Raw genomic sequence first — 17,160 nt, forward strand, 5'->3', positions numbered from 1 at the left:
TGAGATGCCGCGGTTGAAGGGTCGCGTCACCCTGGCCACCGTCGCCGGCACCGCCGGCGTCTCGGTCGCCACCGTGTCCAAGGTGCTCAACGGGCGCAGCGACGTCTCACCGGCCACCCGGGCCCGGGTGCAGGACATCCTGGAGAAGCACGGGTACGTCGGCCGCCGGCCGGAACCGGTCGAGCGGGACACGGTCGAGCTGTTCTACCAGGGTGTGCTGAACGCCTACTCGGTCGAGGTCATCCAGGGAGTCGTCGAAGCGGGCCAGGTCTCGGGCGTCGACGTCGTGCTGAACGCGCACCCGCCGCACCCGCCGACCTCGAGCAGCGGCCGGGCCGCGCGCTGGATCCGCGAGCTGATCGCGAACGGCCGGCGGGCGGCCATCGGCATCACCAGCGAACTGGCCGACGCCGACCTGGCCGCGCTGGCCCGGGCCCGGCTGCCGCTGGTCGTCATCGACCCGGCCAACATCCCGCAGCCGGACGTGACGAGTGTCGGGTCCACCAACTTCGCCGGCGGGATGGCGGCCACGCAGCACCTGCTGTCGCTCGGCCACCGCCGGATCGCGTACGTCGGCGGTCAGCCGACCTCGGGGTGCAACCAGGCCCGGATGAGCGGCTTCCGCAGCGCGATGGAGGCGGTCGGGGCCGCGGTGCCGCCGGAGTACGTCTGGATGCGCGACTTCCTGTACGACGACGGCCTGGCCGGCGGAGCGCGCATGCTCGACCTGCCGGACCGGCCGACGGCGATCTTCGCCGGCAGCGACGAGGTCGCGCTCGGCATCCTGGAGGCCGCCCGCGCCCGCGGCCTCCGGGTCCCCGACGATCTCAGCGTGGTCGGTTTCGACGACACCGAGGTGGCCCGGCTGGCGTCCCCGCCGCTGACCACGGTGAAACAGCCGCTGCGCGAGATGGGCGCCGTGGCCGTGCGGACCGCGCTCCAGCTGGCCGCCGGCGAGAAGGTCGACTCCCACCACGTGGAGCTGGCGACCACCCTCATCGTCCGGGCCTCCGCCGCCCCGCTCCACTACACCTCGATCGCCGCTTCCTGACGCCACCGAGGCACCGAGCAGTGAGCAGAATGTCACGAAGAGTGAGATCTTTGGGCAGAACCGTTAACTCTGTAACGAAAAGGTCCCGGGAAAGCCGTTCCTGACGTAATCTGCCGGACCATGCACAGAGGTGAGCCGGCGCCGCCGCCCGTCGCCCAGTCGGTGATTTCGTTCCTGCTGGTGAGCGGTCTCTGCGGCGCTCTCCTCGCGGGGCTGGCCCTTCCGTTCGCCGGACTGGCCGGAATCACCAGCCAGAAGGCGCACGACACCGTCCAGTACCTCCCCCAGGACCTGAAGACGGAGCCGCTGGCGCAGAAGAGCCAGATCCTGGCCGCCGACGGCTCGCTGATCGCCACGCTGTACCAGGAGAACCGGACGCCGGTGACGCTGAAGCAGATCAGCCCGGTGATGCTCGAGGCGATCGTCGCGATCGAGGACGACCGGTTCTACGAGCACGGCGCCCTGGACGCCAAGGGGACGCTGCGCGCGCTGCTGCGCAACCAGACCGCGGGCGACGTGCAGCAGGGCGGCTCGAGCATCACCCAGCAGTACGTGAAGCTCAGCCTGGTCGCCAAGGCGCGCACGCCGGAGGAGATCCAGGCCGCGACCGCGGAGACCTACGAGCGCAAGATCGCCGAGCTGCGGTACGCGATCGCGGTCGAGAAGCAGTTCTCCAAGGACCAGATCCTGGAGCGGTACCTCAACCTGGCGTTCTTCGGCGACCGCTCGTACGGCGTCGAGGCCGCGGCCATGCACTACTTCGGGGTGCACGCGTCGAAGCTCAACCTCCCGCAGGCCGCGCTGCTGGCCGGCCTGGTGAAGAACCCGACCGGTTACAACCCGACCAACAACCCGAAGCGCGCCAAGGACCGCCGGGACCTGGTGCTCCGCCGGATGGCGGAGCTCGGCGTCATCACCGCCACGGAGGCCCGGAACGCGATCCGGACACCGGTGCTCGACCCGGCCAAGGTCCGCAACGTGCCGAACGGCTGCGCCAACTCGAGGTACCCGTTCTACTGCGACTACATCGTCGCCAAGCTGAAGGAGAACCGCGCCTTCGGCAAGACCGCGGAGGACGCGGAGAACTACATCGAGACCGCCGGCCTGATCGTCCGGACGTCACTGGACCCGAGGATCCAGAAGGCGGCCGAGACCGCGATCGGCAAGCACTCGAAGCCGACCGACCAGGCGGTCGCCGCGATCAGCATCGTCGAGCCCGGCACCGGGCTGGTGAAGGCGATGGCGCAGAGCAAGCCGTACGGCGGCAGGAAGAACCAGACGTCGTACAACTACAACGTGGAGAAGTCCTACCCCGGCGGCTACGGCGGCTTCCAGAACGGCTCGACGATGAAGGCGTTCACGATCGCGGCCGCGATCCAGAAGGGCGTCCCGATGACGTACCGGATCGCCTCACCGCAGACGATCGACCTGAGCGGCAAGAAGTTCAGCACCTGCTCGGGAACGACGTCGGCCGACGACTACACGCCGAAGAACTCGACCAGAACGGTCGCCGACCCGTCCATGATCGAGGCGGCCCGGGCCTCGACCAACACCTACTTCCTGCAACTGTCCCAGCAGATCGGCCTGTGCCCGATCGCGACCGTGGCGAGCAAGCTCGGCATGTACGACGCCCAGACGCTGGACCCGCTGAACCAGGTCGTCTCGTACACCCTCGGCCCGGGCCTGGTCACCCCGCTGATGCTGGCCAACGCGTACGCGACGTTCGCCGCGCGGGGCATGTACTGTGCGCCGCGGGTGATCACCGCGATCACCACCAGCAAACGCAAGTCGGTCCCCACCCCGGGCCCGAACTGCAAGCGAGCGCTCCCGCCGACGGTCGCCGACGGCGTGAGCTACGTGCTGCACAAGGTGATGGAGCCGGGCGGCACCGGCGCCAAGCTGAAGTTCGGCAAGAGTGACCTGGCCGGCAAGACCGGAACGACGGACGAGAACAAGGCCGTCTGGTTCGCCGGCTACTCGTCGAAGCTCGCCGCCGCGTCGGTGGTCGCCGACGCCAGCGTCCCGTACACGAACCTGATCGACCAGACGCTCAACGGCAAGGAGATGCGCGACGCGTCCGGTTCCGGTACGGCGGGACCGATCTGGGAGTCGGCGATGCAGGCCGCGTTGCAGGGTCTGCCGACCAGCAGGTTCGTCCAGCCGGACGACAAGACCATCCGCGGGAACGTCAAGGACCTGCCGTACCTGAAGGGGATGCCGCCGGCGGAAGCGCTGGCGAAGCTCGCGCAGCTCGGCTTCAAGGGCCAGGTCGCGCCACAGCCCGTGGACTCGGACGCGCAGCCCGGCATGGTCGCGTTCACCAGCCCGCGGCAGGCGGACGGTGCGCCGGCCGGTGCGACGGTGACGCTGTTCCTGTCCAACGGCAGCAGGGCGACCCCGCCGACACCGACACCGACACCGACACCGCCGGCTCCGCCGGTCACCCCGCCGACGATCAAGCCGCCGCCGGGCTTCCCGACCTGTCCGCCGTGGGATCCGAAGTACCCGAAATGCCGCCGGGGTCGCTGACCGCCCTGTGGATGGCGTCGGCGGGCCGGTGCGGTGAGTCACTAGGCTGTGGTCGGCCGACACCACCGCTGAAAGGGAAGTCCCGTGACCGTCGACGAGCTGCACCGCGCCCGCCAGGAGTACGACGCCCTAGTCGCGCGCGGGCTCAAGCTCGACCTGACCCGTGGCAAACCGTCGCCGCGACAGCTCGACCTGGCGAACGGGATGCTCGAGCAACCGGGTGAGCACGTCTCGGCGGCCGGCGTCGACCTGCGCAACTACGGTGGCCTGGAAGGGCTGCCGGAGTTGCGGGCGATCTTCGCCGACGCACTTCAGGTGCCGGTGGACCAGTTGCTGGCGGCCGGAAACTCCAGCCTCGAGCTGATGCACGACGCAATCGTGTTCGCTCTGCTCGGCGTCGTGCCGGGCGCCGAGCGGCGGTGGGCCGACTCGGAGATCACGTTCCTCTGCCCGGTGCCGGGGTACGACCGGCACTTCGCGGTGTGCGAGCGCTTCGGCATCAAGATGGCCCCGGTGCCGATGACGCCGGACGGTCCGGACATGGACGTGGTCGAGCGGCTGGTCGCCGCCGACCCACAGATCAAGGGCATCTGGTGCGTGCCGAAGTACAGCAACCCGGACGGCACGGTCTACTCGGACGAGACGGTGCACCGGCTGGCCACGATGGAGACGGCCGCGCCGGACTTCCGGATCTTCTGGGACAACGCGTACGCCGTTCACCACCTGACCGACACCGAGACCGCGATCGCGGACCTGCTGGCGCTGGCCGCGGAGCACGGTCACCCGGACCGGGTGTTCGTGTTCGGGTCGAGCTCGAAGATCACGTTCGCCGGGTCCGGGGTCGCGTTCTTCGGGTCCTCCCCCGCCAACATCGCCTGGTGGCTGAGCCACACCTCGAAGCGCAGCATCGGGCCGGACAAGCTCAACCAGCTCCGGCACGTGCGCTTCCTCCGGGACGCCGACGGCCTGCGGACGCACATGCGGAAACTGGCGGACCTGATCCGGCCCAAGTTCGAGGTGGTCGACAAGATCCTCACCGCCGAGCTCGGCGGCACCGGCCTGGCGTCCTGGACCAGCCCGGCCGGCGGGTACTTCATCACCCTCCGGGTCCCACCGGGCTGCGCCCGCGCGGTCGTCGCCAAGGCCAGGGGCGCCGGCATCGCCCTCACCCCGGCCGGTGCCAGCCACCCGTACGGCGACGACCCCGACGACCGCACGATCCGGATCGCCCCGACGTACCCGGAGCCCCCCGAGTTGGAGGCCGCGATCTCCGGTCTGGCCACCTGTGTCCGGCTGGTCGGCGCGGAGAAGCAGGCGGCCGGCTGAGCCGCTGTGCTCAGCCGGTGCCGGTGACGTCGAGGATGTAGCGCTGGGCCGGACTGAGCCGCTTGTACGTCTCGACCCGGAGGTAGGCCTGCTGGTCGAGCTGCTGCGGCAGGTACCGGAGCGCGAAGTAGGCGTGCATCGCCCGGCGCGGCCGGTCGGTGCGGTTCAGGGTGCCGCCGTGCCACAGGTGGCTGTTGAACACCACCACTGTGCCGGCCTTGCCGGTCAGCTGGATCTGGTCCGGGTGCTCGTCGCGCGGGTCGGCCATCTCGTCGCCGGGCATCGTCCCGCGCCGGTGTGAACCGGGGACGACACGGGTCGCGCCGTTGTCCGGCGTGAAGTCGTCGAGCAGCCAGATCGAGTTGCACACCTCGTACGCACCGGGCTCGACCGGGTGGCCGAAGTCGGCGTGCAGGCTCTGATGCCCCTGGCCGGGCAGCGCCGCGCGGCTGTTCAGCGACGACAACCTGAACTCGCCGAGCACGTGCCGCATCGCGCCCAGGACGCGCGGGTGGCTGAAGCACACCTCGAACCGCGGGTCCTTGTTCACCAGGTCGGCGAGCCGGTCGGTGCCCTTCTCCTGGTGGACCTCGAGGCCGGCCCGGTCGCCCTCGGCGGCGGTCAGCTCGGCCGTCCGCTGGTTGAGTCCGGCCACCTCCTCCGTGGAGAGGATCCCTTCCAGCGGCAGGAATCCGTCCCGGTCGAGCTGGTCCTTCTCGGCCTGCGTGAGCACGTCGTCGGTCACGCCGAGGTCGCGCAGTGCGGTCGCCATGTCCATCTGGAGCACTCCTTTACAGATGCACGAATCGCTGCCAGCATCGATCGGACCTCCCTGGAAGACAATGCAGAAGGCGACGCCGGTTATGCACAGATCGCTTCGGCTGCTCGGCGCCGGCGTCCACACCGCCGGGCCCGGCAAGGACTATCCGTCGCACGCACACAGCTGCTGGGAGCTGGTCTACTACGTGCGCGGGCGGATCACGTGCCCGATCGGCGACGAGACGTACGCCGCGACCCCCGGGACAGTGCTGCTCACCCCACCGCGCACCTGGCACGCCGAGCTCAGCCGCACCGGTTACGCCAACCGTTTCCTCCAGGTCGACGCCGTCGCCGGTGCGCCTTGGCCACGGGTCTGCTTCGACGACGGCGAACGCAGCCTCGGCCGGGTCTTCGACGCACTCGTCCGCGAGAGCACCCAGCCAGGCGACGACAGCGATCGCCTGTGCACGTTGCTGCTGGGTGAGCTCGACCTGCTGCTGCAACGCGCCGCGTCAGCGGAGCCGGCGACCGCGGCAGAGCGACTGGTCGCGCAGGCCGAGCGGATCTTCGAGGAACGCTTCGCCGCCGGGGTCCGGATCGCCGAGGTCGCCGCGGAGCTCGGCATCTCGCCGTCCGCGCTCCGGACCTACTTCGCCCGGCTCCGCGGCACGAGCCCGCGCGCTGCGCTGCAGCACGTCCGGCTGCGGCACGCGCTCGGCCACATCCGCAACTCCACGCTGACGCTGCAGTCGGTCGCCGAGCTGACCGGCTACGACTCGGTCAGCCACCTCAGCCGGCACGTCAAGGCGGCCACCGGTTCGGCGCCCGGCGCGTTGCGGACCACGGACTACTGAGCCGGGATCTCGAAGATCAGGCAGGTCGACGTGGCGTGCGCCAGCAGCGTGCCGCGCTCGTCGTACAGGCGGGCTTCCGCGACCGCCGTACGGCGTCCACGGCTGATGACCGCGCCTTCGCAACGCAGCAGACCCGACGCGATCGTGACCGGCTTGACGAACCGCGTCATCAGGTCGAGCGAGGTATAGCCGACACCGGCCGGAAGGGTCGAGTGCACGGTGCAGCCGGCCGCGGTGTCGAGCAGCGTCGCGATGATCCCGCCGTGCACCGTGCCGAGCGGGTTGTAGTGGAACTCCGCGACCGGCATCAGGACGGTGACCTTGCCCTCCTCGACCTCGAGCCCGGTCCCGCCGACCAGTTGCAGGATCGGCGGCACCGGCAGCTTCCCGTCCCGCATCGCCTGCAGCATCTCCAGCCCGGAGGAGGCGCCGAGCGACGCTGCCGTCGGGGCCGGGTCGGACCAGGAGAAGGTGCGGCGGCGGGTGGCCGGCTCGGTATCGGTCATGGCCCGAGCCTCACACCACTCACCTGGGTCTGTCAACGAGACCTAGCCCTCACTACGATGGCCCCATGACCACGACGTACGACGCCCTCGAGTGGTCGGTGGACAACTGCCCGATCGGCCGGGCGATGGAGATCCTCGGCGAGCGGTGGACGGTGGTCGTGCTGCGCGAGGTGTTCAACGGCATCCGGCGGTTCGACGACCTGCGGATCCGGACCGCGATCCCCCGCCAGGTGCTGTCGAACCGCCTCGGCACCCTGGTCGGGCACGGTATCCTCCGCCGGGTGCCGTACCGGGAGCCCGGCGCCCGGCAGCGCGACGAGTACCGGCTGACCGAGAAGGGCTTCGACCTCTACCCGCTGCTGATCGCGATCCGCGACTGGGGCGACAAGTACCTCGTCGGCGACGAGGGCTCACCGCTCACCATCGCCCACCGCGACTGCGGCGCCACCGTCCACACCGAACTCCACTGCGAGGCCGGCCACACGATCACGTCCCCACGCGACGCCGTACCCCGGCCAGGTCCGGGAGCACGGCGTCGCTCGAACCGGTGAACCGGAAACAGCCCGGCGTCAGCCTGCCTGGGCCGCGTTGTAGACGTTCTGGGCGTCGGTGCCGAAGTACGGGCCGAACATCCAGGTCGGGATGAAGTTGATCTTGTAGCTGTTCACCGAGTTGACGATGCCGGCCCCGGTGGACTCGCTGAACTGCAGGAACCAGCCGCCGCCACTCGAGCCGCCGGTCATGTCGCAGGTCATCCCGATCCCGTTCGAGATGAACGCGTTGAACGTCGTACCGCTGCAGTAGATCAGCTTCGAGCCGTCGTACGGCGCGCCCGCCGGGTAGCCGAAGGCGTACATGTTCTGGCCGCGCGCCTGGTTGAACGCGATGCCCTGGCCGCCGACCACGTCGGTGAGGTTCTGGCCGTTGAGCGGGTTCATCGCCGCGGCGCCGACGTCGTAGTCGATGTCCTCACTGGCGACCCACTGCGGCGTCGCGTAGGTCTTCTTCGCGGTCCACGTCCCGTACGGTGTGCTGCCGTTGTTGTACGCCGGGACGAACACCCAGTTGGTGTGGAACGAGCCGTCGAGCTTCACGCAGTGCCCGGCGGTGATGACGGTGCTCTCGTTCGCCGAGGTCACCGCCGTACCGCTGCACGACGCCGTCCGGCCCTGGTAGGTGAAGAACACCCGGCCCTCGGTGCTGACGATCTTGCCGCCGCCGGTCCACTGGCTGCCGCCGTTCGGGAACGCGGTCGGTGCCACGGTGGTCGGCTTGCCGGCGGACGCGACCGGGCCTGGCAACCGCTGCTTCGGAGTCAGCAGCCGGTCGATCGGTACGGCGGACCGCATCCGCTCGGGTGTCCAGAAGCCGGCCACCGCGGCCTGCTCGGCCTTGGTCGACGCCTGCTCGTGGACGGTCGAGTGCCGGCCGGCGGACGCCGTACCGGCGAGCGGTACGACGAGTCCGACGGCGCAGGTGGTTGCGAGCAGGACGGAACGAAGGGGGCGGAATCGCATCATCTGCAGCCACTCTTTCCCGGCCGGTGGATCGCACCGGCCGTCCTCACGGAAACAGCTCTGGCCGGGCCGGGCTTCACTGTGTCACCGGCCCGTGACATCTGGTGCGCCACCATAGGCCGTGATCGCCCGTTCCAAAACCCCTCAGAGCCTGATCGACTTCTTGTTCATGAACTCCTCGATCCCGGCCGGGCCGAGCTCGCGGCCGATGCCGGAGCGCTTGATCCCGCCGAACGGCAGGTCGGCCTGGGAGCCCCCGGCCCGGTTGAGGTAGACCATCCCGGCGTCGATCCGCTCGGCCACCCGGCGGAGCCGCTCGGGGTCCGTTCCCCACACGCTGGCGCCGAGGCCGAACGGGGTGTCGTTGGCCAGCCGGACCGCGTCGTCCTCGGTCTCGGCCCGGAACACGATCACCACCGGCCCGAAGATCTCCTCGTAGTACGCGTCCGTCCCGGGTGCCACGTCGGTGAGCACGGTCGCCTCGAGGTACGCGCCGGGCTCGATCCGGCGGCCACCGGTCCGCAGGGTCGCGCCCTGCTCGACCGCCTTCGCCACCTGGGCCGCGACCTCGTCGGCGGCCGCGGCCGAGGCGAGCGGCGGGAGCTTCGTCTCCGGGTCGGCCGGGTCGCCGGGGACGTAGTACTCCGCGACCCGCTTGGTGAGCCGGCCGACGTACTCGTCGTAGATGTCGGCGAGCACGATCATCCGCTTCGGCGCGTTGCACGACTGGCCGCAGTTGCGCATCCGCGCGGTCGCGGTGGCGTTCACGGTCTCGTCCATGTCGTCGGTGTCGAGGATGATCAGCGGGTCCGATCCGCCGAGCTCGAGCACGGTCTTCTTCAGGTGCCGGCCGGCCTCGGCGGCGACCGACACGCCGGCCTGCTCGCTGCCGGTCAGCGAGACCCCCTGGATCCGCGGGTCGGCCAGGATCGCCGGGATCTGCCGGCTGGACGCGAGCGTGTTCACGTACACGTCGTCCGGTACGCCGGCGTCGCGCAGCACTTCCTCGATCGCCCGGGCCGAGCGCGGGCAGATCGACGCGTGCTTGAGCAGGATGGTGTTGCCGAGCACCAGGTTCGGCGCGACGAACCGGGCCACCTGGTAGCAGGGGAAGTTCCACGGCATGATCCCGAGCAGCGCGCCGATCGGGCTCTTGGTGATCACCGCCCGGCCGCCCTTGATGTCCAGCGGTTCGTCGGCGAGCAACGCCGGCCCGTGCTCGGCGTAGTACCGGAAGATGTCCACCACGATGCCGATCTCGCCGCGCCCCTCGTTGATCCGCTTGCCCATCTCCAGCGTCATGGTCGCGGCCAGTTCGCCGGCCCGCTGCTCGAACAGGTCGGCCGCCCGGGCCACGATCGCGGCCCGCTCCGCCACCGGCCGGCTCCGCCAGGCCGGGAACCCCGAGTGCACCCGCCCGATCGCCGCCCGCACCTCCTCGTTCGTCGAGTTGGCCACCTCCTCGACCAGCTCCCCGTTCGCAGGGTTCGTCACCACGTACATGGGTCCTCCATCCAGAGACGGCGCAAGCGCCCAGGCTAACCACTTCTTTCCATACTGTATACAGTGGTCTCATCTGTTGTGGTCAGGGGTGTGTACAAGGCAAGCTCATGGCAGCCACCCGTTGTCCCGCCCTAGTCGATCGGATGCCCGCCCGTGTCTGAGCAACGGAAGTTTCGCGTTGTCCTGAAGTTGGTCGCCGTCCTGGCCGCGGTGTCGGTGCCGTCGATGGCGCTCGCGTCGCCGGGTGCCACCGCTCCCCCGGATCCCGGGAACGCCTGGCAGTACCCGCACTGGCCGCAGAAGCAGCCGTGGCAGGAGTCCGGTCCGCAGCAGCGGATCGCCGCCACCACCTCACAGGGTCTGCCCGGGCCGATCGACCCGCAGAACTGGGAGAACCCCGACCACATGACCTGGAGCGACTACCGCAAGCCGCCCGGGACGAACTGGGCCGACCCGAACGTGAAGGGGTCGACCAGGACGTTCAAGGGTGCGCTGGTGCTGCTCGACTACCCGAACCAGGACTTCGTCGTCACCCAGCCGAAGGGGTCGTCCCCGTTCGGCAACCCGAGCGCCGAGGCGAACGGCGTACCCCGCGACCAGGTCGCCGAGTTCTACAAAGACTTCCTCAACACCCCCGGGCCGCTGAACCGCGGCCACACCATCCACGAGTACTGGATGGAGGACTCCGGCGGCCGGTACGGCGTCGACCTGACCGCGTTCGGCCCGTACCGGATGCCCGGCAAGTCGCACGAGTACGCGATGGAGTTCCAGGGCGGCGGTGCCTGTCCCGCCGGTGACACCTGCAACAAGAACATCCGCACCGACGGCCGCGCCGCCTGGGTCGCCGACCAGGGGCCGGAGGTGCCGGCCGGGTTCGACTTCGTGTTCTTCCTCAGCGCCGGGCAGGACGAGTCGTCCACCTGGCAGGAGTTCGGGATGATGAAGTTCCCGACCAAGGAGGACGTCACCGACGAGTTCGGTCCGCCGGACCCGGCCCTGCCGAACTGGTCGGACACCCGGTACGTCGACTGGACCTCGTGGGCCGCGGGTGCGTCGATCTGGCCGAACGCCGGCGGCGGCTCGTCGACCCAGGCGGAGAGCTCCGGGATGGGTGTGTACGCGCACGAACTGAGTCACATCCTCGGCATCGGCGACAACTACAACAATCCGTACGGCGTCCCGCCCCGGCGCTCGTACACCGGCATCTGGGAGATGCTCAGCCGGGGCAGCTTCAACGGCCCCGGCGGACCGCACAGCCGGTGGATGATTCCGGCCACCGGCGGCGGGTCGATGGGCGCACAACACATGCTGCGGAACAAGATCAAGCTGCAGATGGTCGACGAGCAGAACGTGCTCCGCCTGTCCCGCGACGCTCTGAAGACCTCCGGCGTGGTGATCGCCGACGTCACCGCGCGCGCCGTACAACCGAGGCCGAAAGGGCTGGCCGGCGTCAACGTCGACCTCGGCGCCGCCGGTGATCTCGCGCCCGCGTGCGACACCGCGACGGACCCGATGTGCGACGGCCGCGGCTACCAGAACTACACGATCGAGGTCGTCGACCGGATGGGCACCGACTCGTTCACCCCGGACTCCGGCGTCCTGCTGGCGAAGACCAAGAACGCGGACCGGGCGCCGTTCGAGTGGGTGATCGACGCGAACCCGCAGGACATCGGCATGACCGACTACATGCTGCCCGACGGCACCGAGGTCCCGATCACCATCGGCGACTACCGCCAACTGTCGGACGCGCTGTTCCACGCCGGCACCAACTCGGGCAGCGAGTACGAGTACACCGACGCCGCCAACCGGCTGCACTTCTACATCACCAACGTGAAGCGCGACCGCCACGGCGTCCTGTCCTACACCGTCGCCATCCGTTCGCTCGACGGCGCGGGACCGCAGAAGCGCGGGGTGCGGGTGCTTCCGACGGCCGCGGTGGAGGCCGGGAACGGCGTACTGACGTGCAACTTCCCGCTCAGCAACACCGGCCGGGCCGGGAGCGGAGGCCAGCACCCCGAGGACGTCACGCCGTACCTCGAGGGCGACGTCTACCGCGTCAGCGCGACCATCGACGGCACCGGCTGGTCGATGTCGCTGCCCAACGCTCTCGCCACCGCGAACGCCGGCCAACGCACAACTGTCCCCGTCCACACCAAGGCCGGCACGTCGACCCTGGCCAAGGTCACCCTGACCGCGGTCTCCGAGAGCGACCCCACCAAGAAGTCCACCGCCACCTGCATCGCGGTCAAGCGGTAACCGCGGCCAGTTCGTCGAGCGTCCACACGTCGCCGACACCGGGCGCGGAGTGCAGGTACTCCGCGCCCGGTGGCTGCGTGAACGCTCAGAACAGTTTGAAAACCGAAGCTACGAACAACAGACTTCATCTTTCGTGGGTTAATCGTTCAGGTTAGGGTGCGTGCGACGCAGTGCTGGTGTTTCAGACTCCATCCGCCCCACCGCCACCAGGAGAGCACGCATGCCAGACATCAACCGTCGCAGATTTCTCCAGCTCGCCGGTGCGTCGGCCGCGTTCACCGCGATGGCCAACAGCATCGAGCAGGCCGCCGCGATCCCGGCCCACCGCCGGCACGGCAGCATCCAGGACGTCGAGCACATCGTCGTCCTGATGCAGGAGAACCGTTCGTTCGACCACTACTTCGGCACCCTCAAGGGGGTGCGCGGCTTCGGCGACCCGCGGCCGGTGACGCTGCCGAGCGGCAAGTCCGTCTGGCACCAGACGAGCAGCGGCGGGCAGGAGACGCTGCCGTTCCACCCGGAGGCCGACGACCTCGGGCTGCAGTTCCTCCAGGGGCTGCCGCACAGCTGGCCGGACGGGCACCAGGCGATCAACGGTGGCAGGTACGACCAGTGGATCGCGGCCAAGTCCCCGGTCACGATGGCGTACCTGACCCGCGAGGACATCCCCTTCCACTTCGCGCTCGCGGACAAGTTCACCATCTGCGACGCCTACCACTGCTCGTTCATCGGTGCGACCGACCCGAACCGGTACTACCTGTGGACCGGCTACACCGGGAACGACGGCACGGGCGGCGGACCGGTGCTCGGCAACGACGAGCTCGGGTACGGCTGGACGACGTACCCGGAGCGGCTCGAGCAGGCCGGGATCTCGTGGAAGATCTACCAGGACATCGGCGACGGCCTGGACGCGGCCGGGCACTGGGGGTGGATCGACGACGCGTACCGCGGGAACTACGGCGACAACTCGCTGCTGTACTTCGACAGCTACCGCAACGCGCAGCCGGGCGACGCGCTGTACGAGAAGGCCCGCACCGGCACGAACGCGAAGGCCGGCGAGAGCCTGTTCGCCAACCTGGCCGCGGACGTGCAGGCGAACCGGCTGCCGCAGATCTCCTGGATCGCCACGCCCGAGGCGTTCACCGAGCACTCGAACTGGCCGACGAACTACGGCGCCTGGTACATCTCGCAGGTCCTGGACGCGCTCACCGCGAACCCGGAGGCCTGGAGCCGGACCGCCCTGTTCGTCACCTACGACGAGAACGACGGCTTCTTCGACCACGTCGTCCCGCCGTACCCGCCGGCCTCGGCGTCCCAGGGGCTGTCCACCGTCGACACCACGCTCGACAACTACCCGGGCAACAGCAAGTACGTCGCCGGCCCGTACGGTCTCGGCCCGCGCGTGCCGATGTTCGTGGTGTCGCCCTGGAGCACCGGCGGCTACAGCTGCTCTGAGGTGTTCGACCACACCTCGATCATCCGGTTCATGGAGAAGCGGTTCGGCGTGCACGAGCCGAACATCTCGCCGTGGCGCCGGGCGATCTGCGGTGACCTCACCTCCGCCTTCGACTTCAGTACGTCGACCACCCGGCCGGCCGAGCTGCCGGACACGTCGGCGTACGAACCGCCGGACAACGACCGGCACCCGGACTACCGGCCGACACCGCCCGCGGTCGGCAGCATCCCCGCCCAGGAGCGCGGCCGGCGCCGGACCAGGCCGTTGCCGTACGCACCGGTCGTCGACGGGTCCGTTGCCGGTGGCAAGTACACGCTGACCTTCCGGTCGGGTCCGAGGGCCGGTGCACAGTTCCTGATCACGGCCGCGAACCGCACCGACGGGCCGTGGACCTACACGACCGAGGCCGGCAAGAGCATCGCGGACACCTGGAACACCGTGTACTCCGGCGGCGTGTACGACCTGACCGTGCACGGCCCGAACGGCTTCCTGCGCGGCTTCAAGGGCAGACCCGCGACCGGCCTCGAGATCACCGCCCGCGAGAACGCTCGCACCGGCGACCTCGACCTCACCTTCAGCACCGACGTCGCCCGCCAGGTCACCCTCACCACCGCGTACGGCGGCAAGCCGAAACGCCTCCACCTGCGCCCGGGCCTGACCACCCACACCGTCACCACCACCAACCGCTGGTACGACGTCCAGGTCCTCACCGACTCCGACCCGGCGTACCTGCGCCGCCTCGCCGGCCACGTCGAAACCGGCACTCCCGGCCTCAGCGACCCCGCCATCCGCACGGTCTGACGGGCGGCACCACCGCCGGCCCGGCGACTCTAGATGATCGGAGTCTCCGGGCCACTGGTGGTGGCGGGCGCCTTCTCGGCCTCCTCTTCCTCGTCGAGTTCGTCGACCCGGATGCGGGTGGTCCAGCGGTCGTCGGGGTCGGGTTGGGGGATGGAGTCCAGCAGAAGCCGGGTGTAGGGGTGCGACGGGTCGTGCATGACCGTGGACACCGGGCCGCGCTCGACGATCGAGCCCTTGGTGATCACCATGACCTCGCCGCCCAGGTAGTACACGGTGGACAGGTCGTGGGTGATGAACAGCGTGGTCATCCCGTGCTCGCGCTGGAAGTCGAGCAGGATGTCCAGGAAGTGCTTGCGCACCTGGGCGTCCAGCATCGACACCGGCTCGTCGGCGATGATGAACGACGGCCGCAGCATGTGCACCCGGGCCAGCATGATGCGTTGCCGCTGGCCGCCGGACAGCTGGTGCGGGTAGCGGCCGAGCACGTTCTCCGGCTCCAGCCGGACCGCCCGCAGCGACTCCTCGATCAGCTCCAGGCCCTTGGACCGGCTGGTCGTCAGCCCGAACTTCTTCACCGCCTTCCAGAGCGCGCGATCGACTCGGTAGAACGGGTTGAAGATCGCGTACGGGTCCTGGAACACCGGCTGGACGTCGCGCCGGTACGCGTCGTACTCAGCCCTGCTCAGCTTGAAGATGTCCTTGCCGCCGTACAGCACGGATCCCTGGGTGGGTTTCTGCAGGCCGAGAACGTTGCGGGCGATCGTGCTTTTCCCGCTGCCGCTCTGGCCGACCAGGCTGACCACCTGCGGCGGCTCGGCCGCGAGCGTGAAGCTCACGTCGTCCACGGCCGTGATGTAGCCGCCGGCCACGCCCCGAGCGTGGAACCGTTGCTGCACGCCACGAAGTTCGAGCTCGGACTTCATGATGCCCTCCTTCCCATCCGCGGGATCGACTCGATCAGCTGTCGCGTGTAGGGATCGCGCGGGTCCTTGAACACCTGGCGTACGTCGCCGACCTCGACCAGCCGGCCCTCGTACATCACCGCGACCCGGTCGGCCAGCTGCGCGTGCACACCCATGTCGTGCGAGATCACCATCAGCGTCACGCCGAAGTCGGTGCGTAGGTCGGCCAGCGACTGCAGGATCACCCGCTGGATCGTCACATCCAGCGCGGTGGTCGGCTCGTCCGCGATCACCAGGTCGGGTTCGAGGGCGACCGCGATCGCCATCAGTACCCGCTGCTTCATCCCGCCGGACAGCTCGTGCGGGTACATCCGCGCCACCCGCGGTTCGAGCCCGACCTGACCGAGCAGCCTGGGGATCAACTCCCCCAGCGAGTCCTTCCGGGCCGGCGCGTGCTCCAGGATCACGTCCTTGAACTGATCCTGCACCCGCATCACCGGGTTGAGCGAGCTCATCGACCCCTGCGGCAGATACGACAGCGCCGACCACCGCAGCACCCGAAGCTCCTCGCCGTTCACTGTCAGCAGGTCGACCGGCGAGCGCCCGGCCGGGTGGAACATCGCCGAGCCACCGGTCACATGCCCCGGCGGCTTCAGCAACCGGAGCAAGGCGACCGCGAGCGTACTCTTCCCGCTGCCCGACTCGCCGGCGATGCCGAGGATCTCCCCGCGGCGGACTGCGAGGTCGACACCGCGGACCGCCTGCACGTCGCCGTGGGTCGACCGGTAGGTGACCTCCAGTCCCTTGATGTCCAGGACGATCTCACTCACCGGCCACTCCCCTCAGCCGCGGGTTGTAGACCTCTTCCAACCCGATGTTGACCATGTTCAGCGCCGCGAACAGCAATGTCAGCAGCGCGATCGGGACCACGAACATCGGCCACGCGCCCAGGGTCAGCGCGCCGGTGGTGATCGCGTTGTAGATGATCTGGCCGAGGTCGATCACGCCACCCGGCCCGAGCCCGATCACCTCCAGGCCGACCAGCCCGAAGATCGCACCGAGCGCCGAGGACGCGAAGCCGACCCCGATGAACGGCAGCAGGTTCGGCAGCAGCTCGGTGACGATGATCTCCATGTCCCGAGCCTTGGTCACCCGGGCGAGGTCGACGTACGGCCGGGTCCGCAGGCTGAGCACCTGGGAGCGGATCGTCTTGGCCGCGAACGGCCAGGCGAAGATCGAGATCATCACCCCGACCTGGAACAAGGTCACGTTCTTCGCGTACGCCGACAACGCGATCAGCAGCGGGAACGTCGGGATGACCAGCAGGATTCCGGTGAACGTGGACAGGATCCCGTCGATCCAGCCGCCCTTGTACCCGGCCACGAACGCCACGATCACCCCGACCACGGTCGAGATCAGCCCGGCGATCGCGCCGATCTGCAGCGAGACCGAGAGCGCCTTGATCACCATCGCGAACACGTCGCGGCCGAACTGGTCGGTCCCGAGCAGGTGGTCGGCCGACGGCACCAGCCACTTCTCGTACGCCGCCACCTCGATCGGGTTGGTGCCCCCGCCGATGAGCTTGATGATCAGCGGGCTGAACAACGCCACCAGGATCATCGCGGCCAGGATCACCAGTCCGGTCGCCAGCCGGCGGCTGTTGCGGATCGTCCGCACCACAGCATGGAGGAGTCTCATCG

14 protein-coding genes are annotated in these 17,160 nt (G+C 69.3%); 7 read left to right on the top strand and 7 right to left on the bottom strand.

Annotated features, from left to right (window positions below; all coding sequences use genetic code 11):
• Positions 1-4: 4 nt before the first annotated feature.
• The 3 genes from E1218_RS02055 to E1218_RS02065 all read left to right on the top strand — a co-directional run bounded on the left by E1218_RS02055 (position 5) and on the right by E1218_RS02065 (position 4,906).
• Complete coding sequence (locus E1218_RS02055; RefSeq protein ID WP_132315600.1) at positions 5-1,051, top strand: LacI family DNA-binding transcriptional regulator; 1,047 nt, start codon at positions 5-7, stop codon at positions 1,049-1,051.
• Positions 1,052-1,171: 120 nt separating this feature from the next.
• The gene (locus E1218_RS02060) at positions 1,172-3,580 is read left to right on the top strand and encodes a penicillin-binding protein (protein ID WP_132315602.1); all 2,409 of its coding nucleotides are present in this window, start codon (positions 1,172-1,174) and stop codon (positions 3,578-3,580) included.
• A gap of 84 nt (positions 3,581-3,664) precedes the next feature.
• Positions 3,665-4,906 carry an aminotransferase class I/II-fold pyridoxal phosphate-dependent enzyme gene (locus E1218_RS02065; protein ID WP_132315604.1) on the top strand — a complete coding sequence of 414 codons (1,242 nt, stop codon included), beginning with the start codon at positions 3,665-3,667 and terminating at the stop codon, positions 4,904-4,906.
• A 10-nt stretch (positions 4,907-4,916) separates the two neighbouring features.
• Here E1218_RS02065 and E1218_RS02070 read toward each other — a convergent pair whose 3' ends face one another.
• Positions 4,917-5,684 carry a phytanoyl-CoA dioxygenase family protein gene (locus E1218_RS02070; RefSeq protein ID WP_132315606.1) on the bottom strand — a complete coding sequence of 256 codons (768 nt, stop codon included), beginning with the start codon at positions 5,682-5,684 and terminating at the stop codon, positions 4,917-4,919.
• Positions 5,685-5,769: 85 nt separating this feature from the next.
• Between E1218_RS02070 and E1218_RS02075 the strand changes: the two genes are divergently transcribed.
• Positions 5,770-6,519, top strand: a complete 750-nt coding sequence (locus E1218_RS02075) for an AraC family transcriptional regulator (protein WP_165949088.1) — start codon at positions 5,770-5,772, stop codon at positions 6,517-6,519.
• Here the strand turns inward: E1218_RS02075 and E1218_RS02080 are convergent.
• Positions 6,513-7,025 carry a PaaI family thioesterase gene (locus E1218_RS02080; RefSeq protein WP_132315610.1) on the bottom strand — a complete coding sequence of 171 codons (513 nt, stop codon included), beginning with the start codon at positions 7,023-7,025 and terminating at the stop codon, positions 6,513-6,515. The two genes, E1218_RS02075 and E1218_RS02080, sit on opposite strands and share 7 nt — an antisense overlap.
• A gap of 65 nt (positions 7,026-7,090) precedes the next feature.
• Here E1218_RS02080 and E1218_RS02085 point away from each other — a divergent pair, with 65 nt between their 5' ends.
• Complete coding sequence (locus E1218_RS02085; protein ID WP_132315612.1) at positions 7,091-7,576, top strand: winged helix-turn-helix transcriptional regulator; 486 nt, start codon at positions 7,091-7,093, stop codon at positions 7,574-7,576.
• Between the two features lie 18 nt (positions 7,577-7,594).
• Here the strand turns inward: E1218_RS02085 and E1218_RS02090 are convergent, their stop codons facing one another.
• Positions 7,595-8,545: a trypsin-like serine peptidase gene (locus E1218_RS02090; RefSeq protein WP_202865719.1), complete on the bottom strand. Its 951-nt coding sequence runs from the start codon at positions 8,543-8,545 to the stop codon at positions 7,595-7,597.
• A 141-nt stretch (positions 8,546-8,686) separates the two neighbouring features.
• A complete protein-coding gene (locus E1218_RS02095) occupies positions 8,687-10,045 on the bottom strand; it encodes an NAD-dependent succinate-semialdehyde dehydrogenase (protein ID WP_132315614.1) in 1,359 nt (452 codons plus the stop codon).
• Between the two features lie 153 nt (positions 10,046-10,198).
• Here E1218_RS02095 and E1218_RS02100 point away from each other — a divergent pair, with 153 nt between their 5' ends.
• Together E1218_RS02100 and E1218_RS02105 are read left to right on the top strand one after the other, a co-directional pair.
• Entirely contained in the window at positions 10,199-12,301 is a 2,103-nt protein-coding gene (locus E1218_RS02100) for a M6 family metalloprotease domain-containing protein (protein WP_233711940.1), read from the top strand.
• 220 nt (positions 12,302-12,521) lie between these two features.
• Positions 12,522-14,558 carry a phosphocholine-specific phospholipase C gene (locus E1218_RS02105; RefSeq protein ID WP_132315616.1) on the top strand — a complete coding sequence of 679 codons (2,037 nt, stop codon included), beginning with the start codon at positions 12,522-12,524 and terminating at the stop codon, positions 14,556-14,558.
• A gap of 29 nt (positions 14,559-14,587) precedes the next feature.
• Here the strand turns inward: E1218_RS02105 and E1218_RS02110 are convergent, their stop codons facing one another.
• Genes E1218_RS02110 through E1218_RS02120 form a run of 3 tightly spaced genes read right to left on the bottom strand, consistent with a single transcriptional unit; the run spans position 14,588 to position 17,158 of the window.
• Positions 14,588-15,481 carry an ABC transporter ATP-binding protein gene (locus E1218_RS02110; RefSeq protein ID WP_132315618.1) on the bottom strand — a complete coding sequence of 298 codons (894 nt, stop codon included), beginning with the start codon at positions 15,479-15,481 and terminating at the stop codon, positions 14,588-14,590.
• Complete coding sequence (locus E1218_RS02115; RefSeq protein WP_132315620.1) at positions 15,478-16,290, bottom strand: ABC transporter ATP-binding protein; 813 nt, start codon at positions 16,288-16,290, stop codon at positions 15,478-15,480. Before E1218_RS02115 ends, E1218_RS02110 begins: the two co-directional genes overlap by 4 nt.
• Positions 16,283-17,158: an ABC transporter permease gene (locus tag E1218_RS02120; RefSeq protein ID WP_233711941.1), complete on the bottom strand. Its 876-nt coding sequence runs from the start codon at positions 17,156-17,158 to the stop codon at positions 16,283-16,285. The genes E1218_RS02115 and E1218_RS02120 overlap by 8 nt, the downstream gene beginning before the upstream one ends.
• Between the last annotated feature and the right edge of the window lie 2 nt (positions 17,159-17,160).

The organism is Kribbella turkmenica (assembly GCF_004348725.1).
Classification (GTDB): Bacteria; Actinomycetota; Actinomycetes; order Propionibacteriales; family Kribbellaceae; genus Kribbella; species Kribbella turkmenica.

Coding starts and splice junctions, on each gene's coding strand:
- E1218_RS02055 (WP_132315600.1), top strand. CDS start 5: ATGCCGCGGTTGAAGGGTCGCGTCACCCTGGCCACCGTCGCCGGCACC.
- E1218_RS02060 (WP_132315602.1), top strand. CDS start 1,172: ATGCACAGAGGTGAGCCGGCGCCGCCGCCCGTCGCCCAGTCGGTGATT.
- E1218_RS02070 (WP_132315606.1), bottom strand. CDS start 5,684: ATGGACATGGCGACCGCACTGCGCGACCTCGGCGTGACCGACGACGTG.
- E1218_RS02075 (WP_165949088.1), top strand. CDS start 5,770: ATGCACAGATCGCTTCGGCTGCTCGGCGCCGGCGTCCACACCGCCGGG.
- E1218_RS02080 (WP_132315610.1), bottom strand. CDS start 7,025: ATGACCGATACCGAGCCGGCCACCCGCCGCCGCACCTTCTCCTGGTCC.
- E1218_RS02085 (WP_132315612.1), top strand. CDS start 7,091: ATGACCACGACGTACGACGCCCTCGAGTGGTCGGTGGACAACTGCCCG.
- E1218_RS02090 (WP_202865719.1), bottom strand. CDS start 8,545: ATGATGCGATTCCGCCCCCTTCGTTCCGTCCTGCTCGCAACCACCTGC.
- E1218_RS02095 (WP_132315614.1), bottom strand. CDS start 10,045: ATGTACGTGGTGACGAACCCTGCGAACGGGGAGCTGGTCGAGGAGGTG.
- E1218_RS02105 (WP_132315616.1), top strand. CDS start 12,522: ATGCCAGACATCAACCGTCGCAGATTTCTCCAGCTCGCCGGTGCGTCG.
- E1218_RS02110 (WP_132315618.1), bottom strand. CDS start 15,481: ATGAAGTCCGAGCTCGAACTTCGTGGCGTGCAGCAACGGTTCCACGCT.
- E1218_RS02120 (WP_233711941.1), bottom strand. CDS start 17,158: ATGAGACTCCTCCATGCTGTGGTGCGGACGATCCGCAACAGCCGCCGG.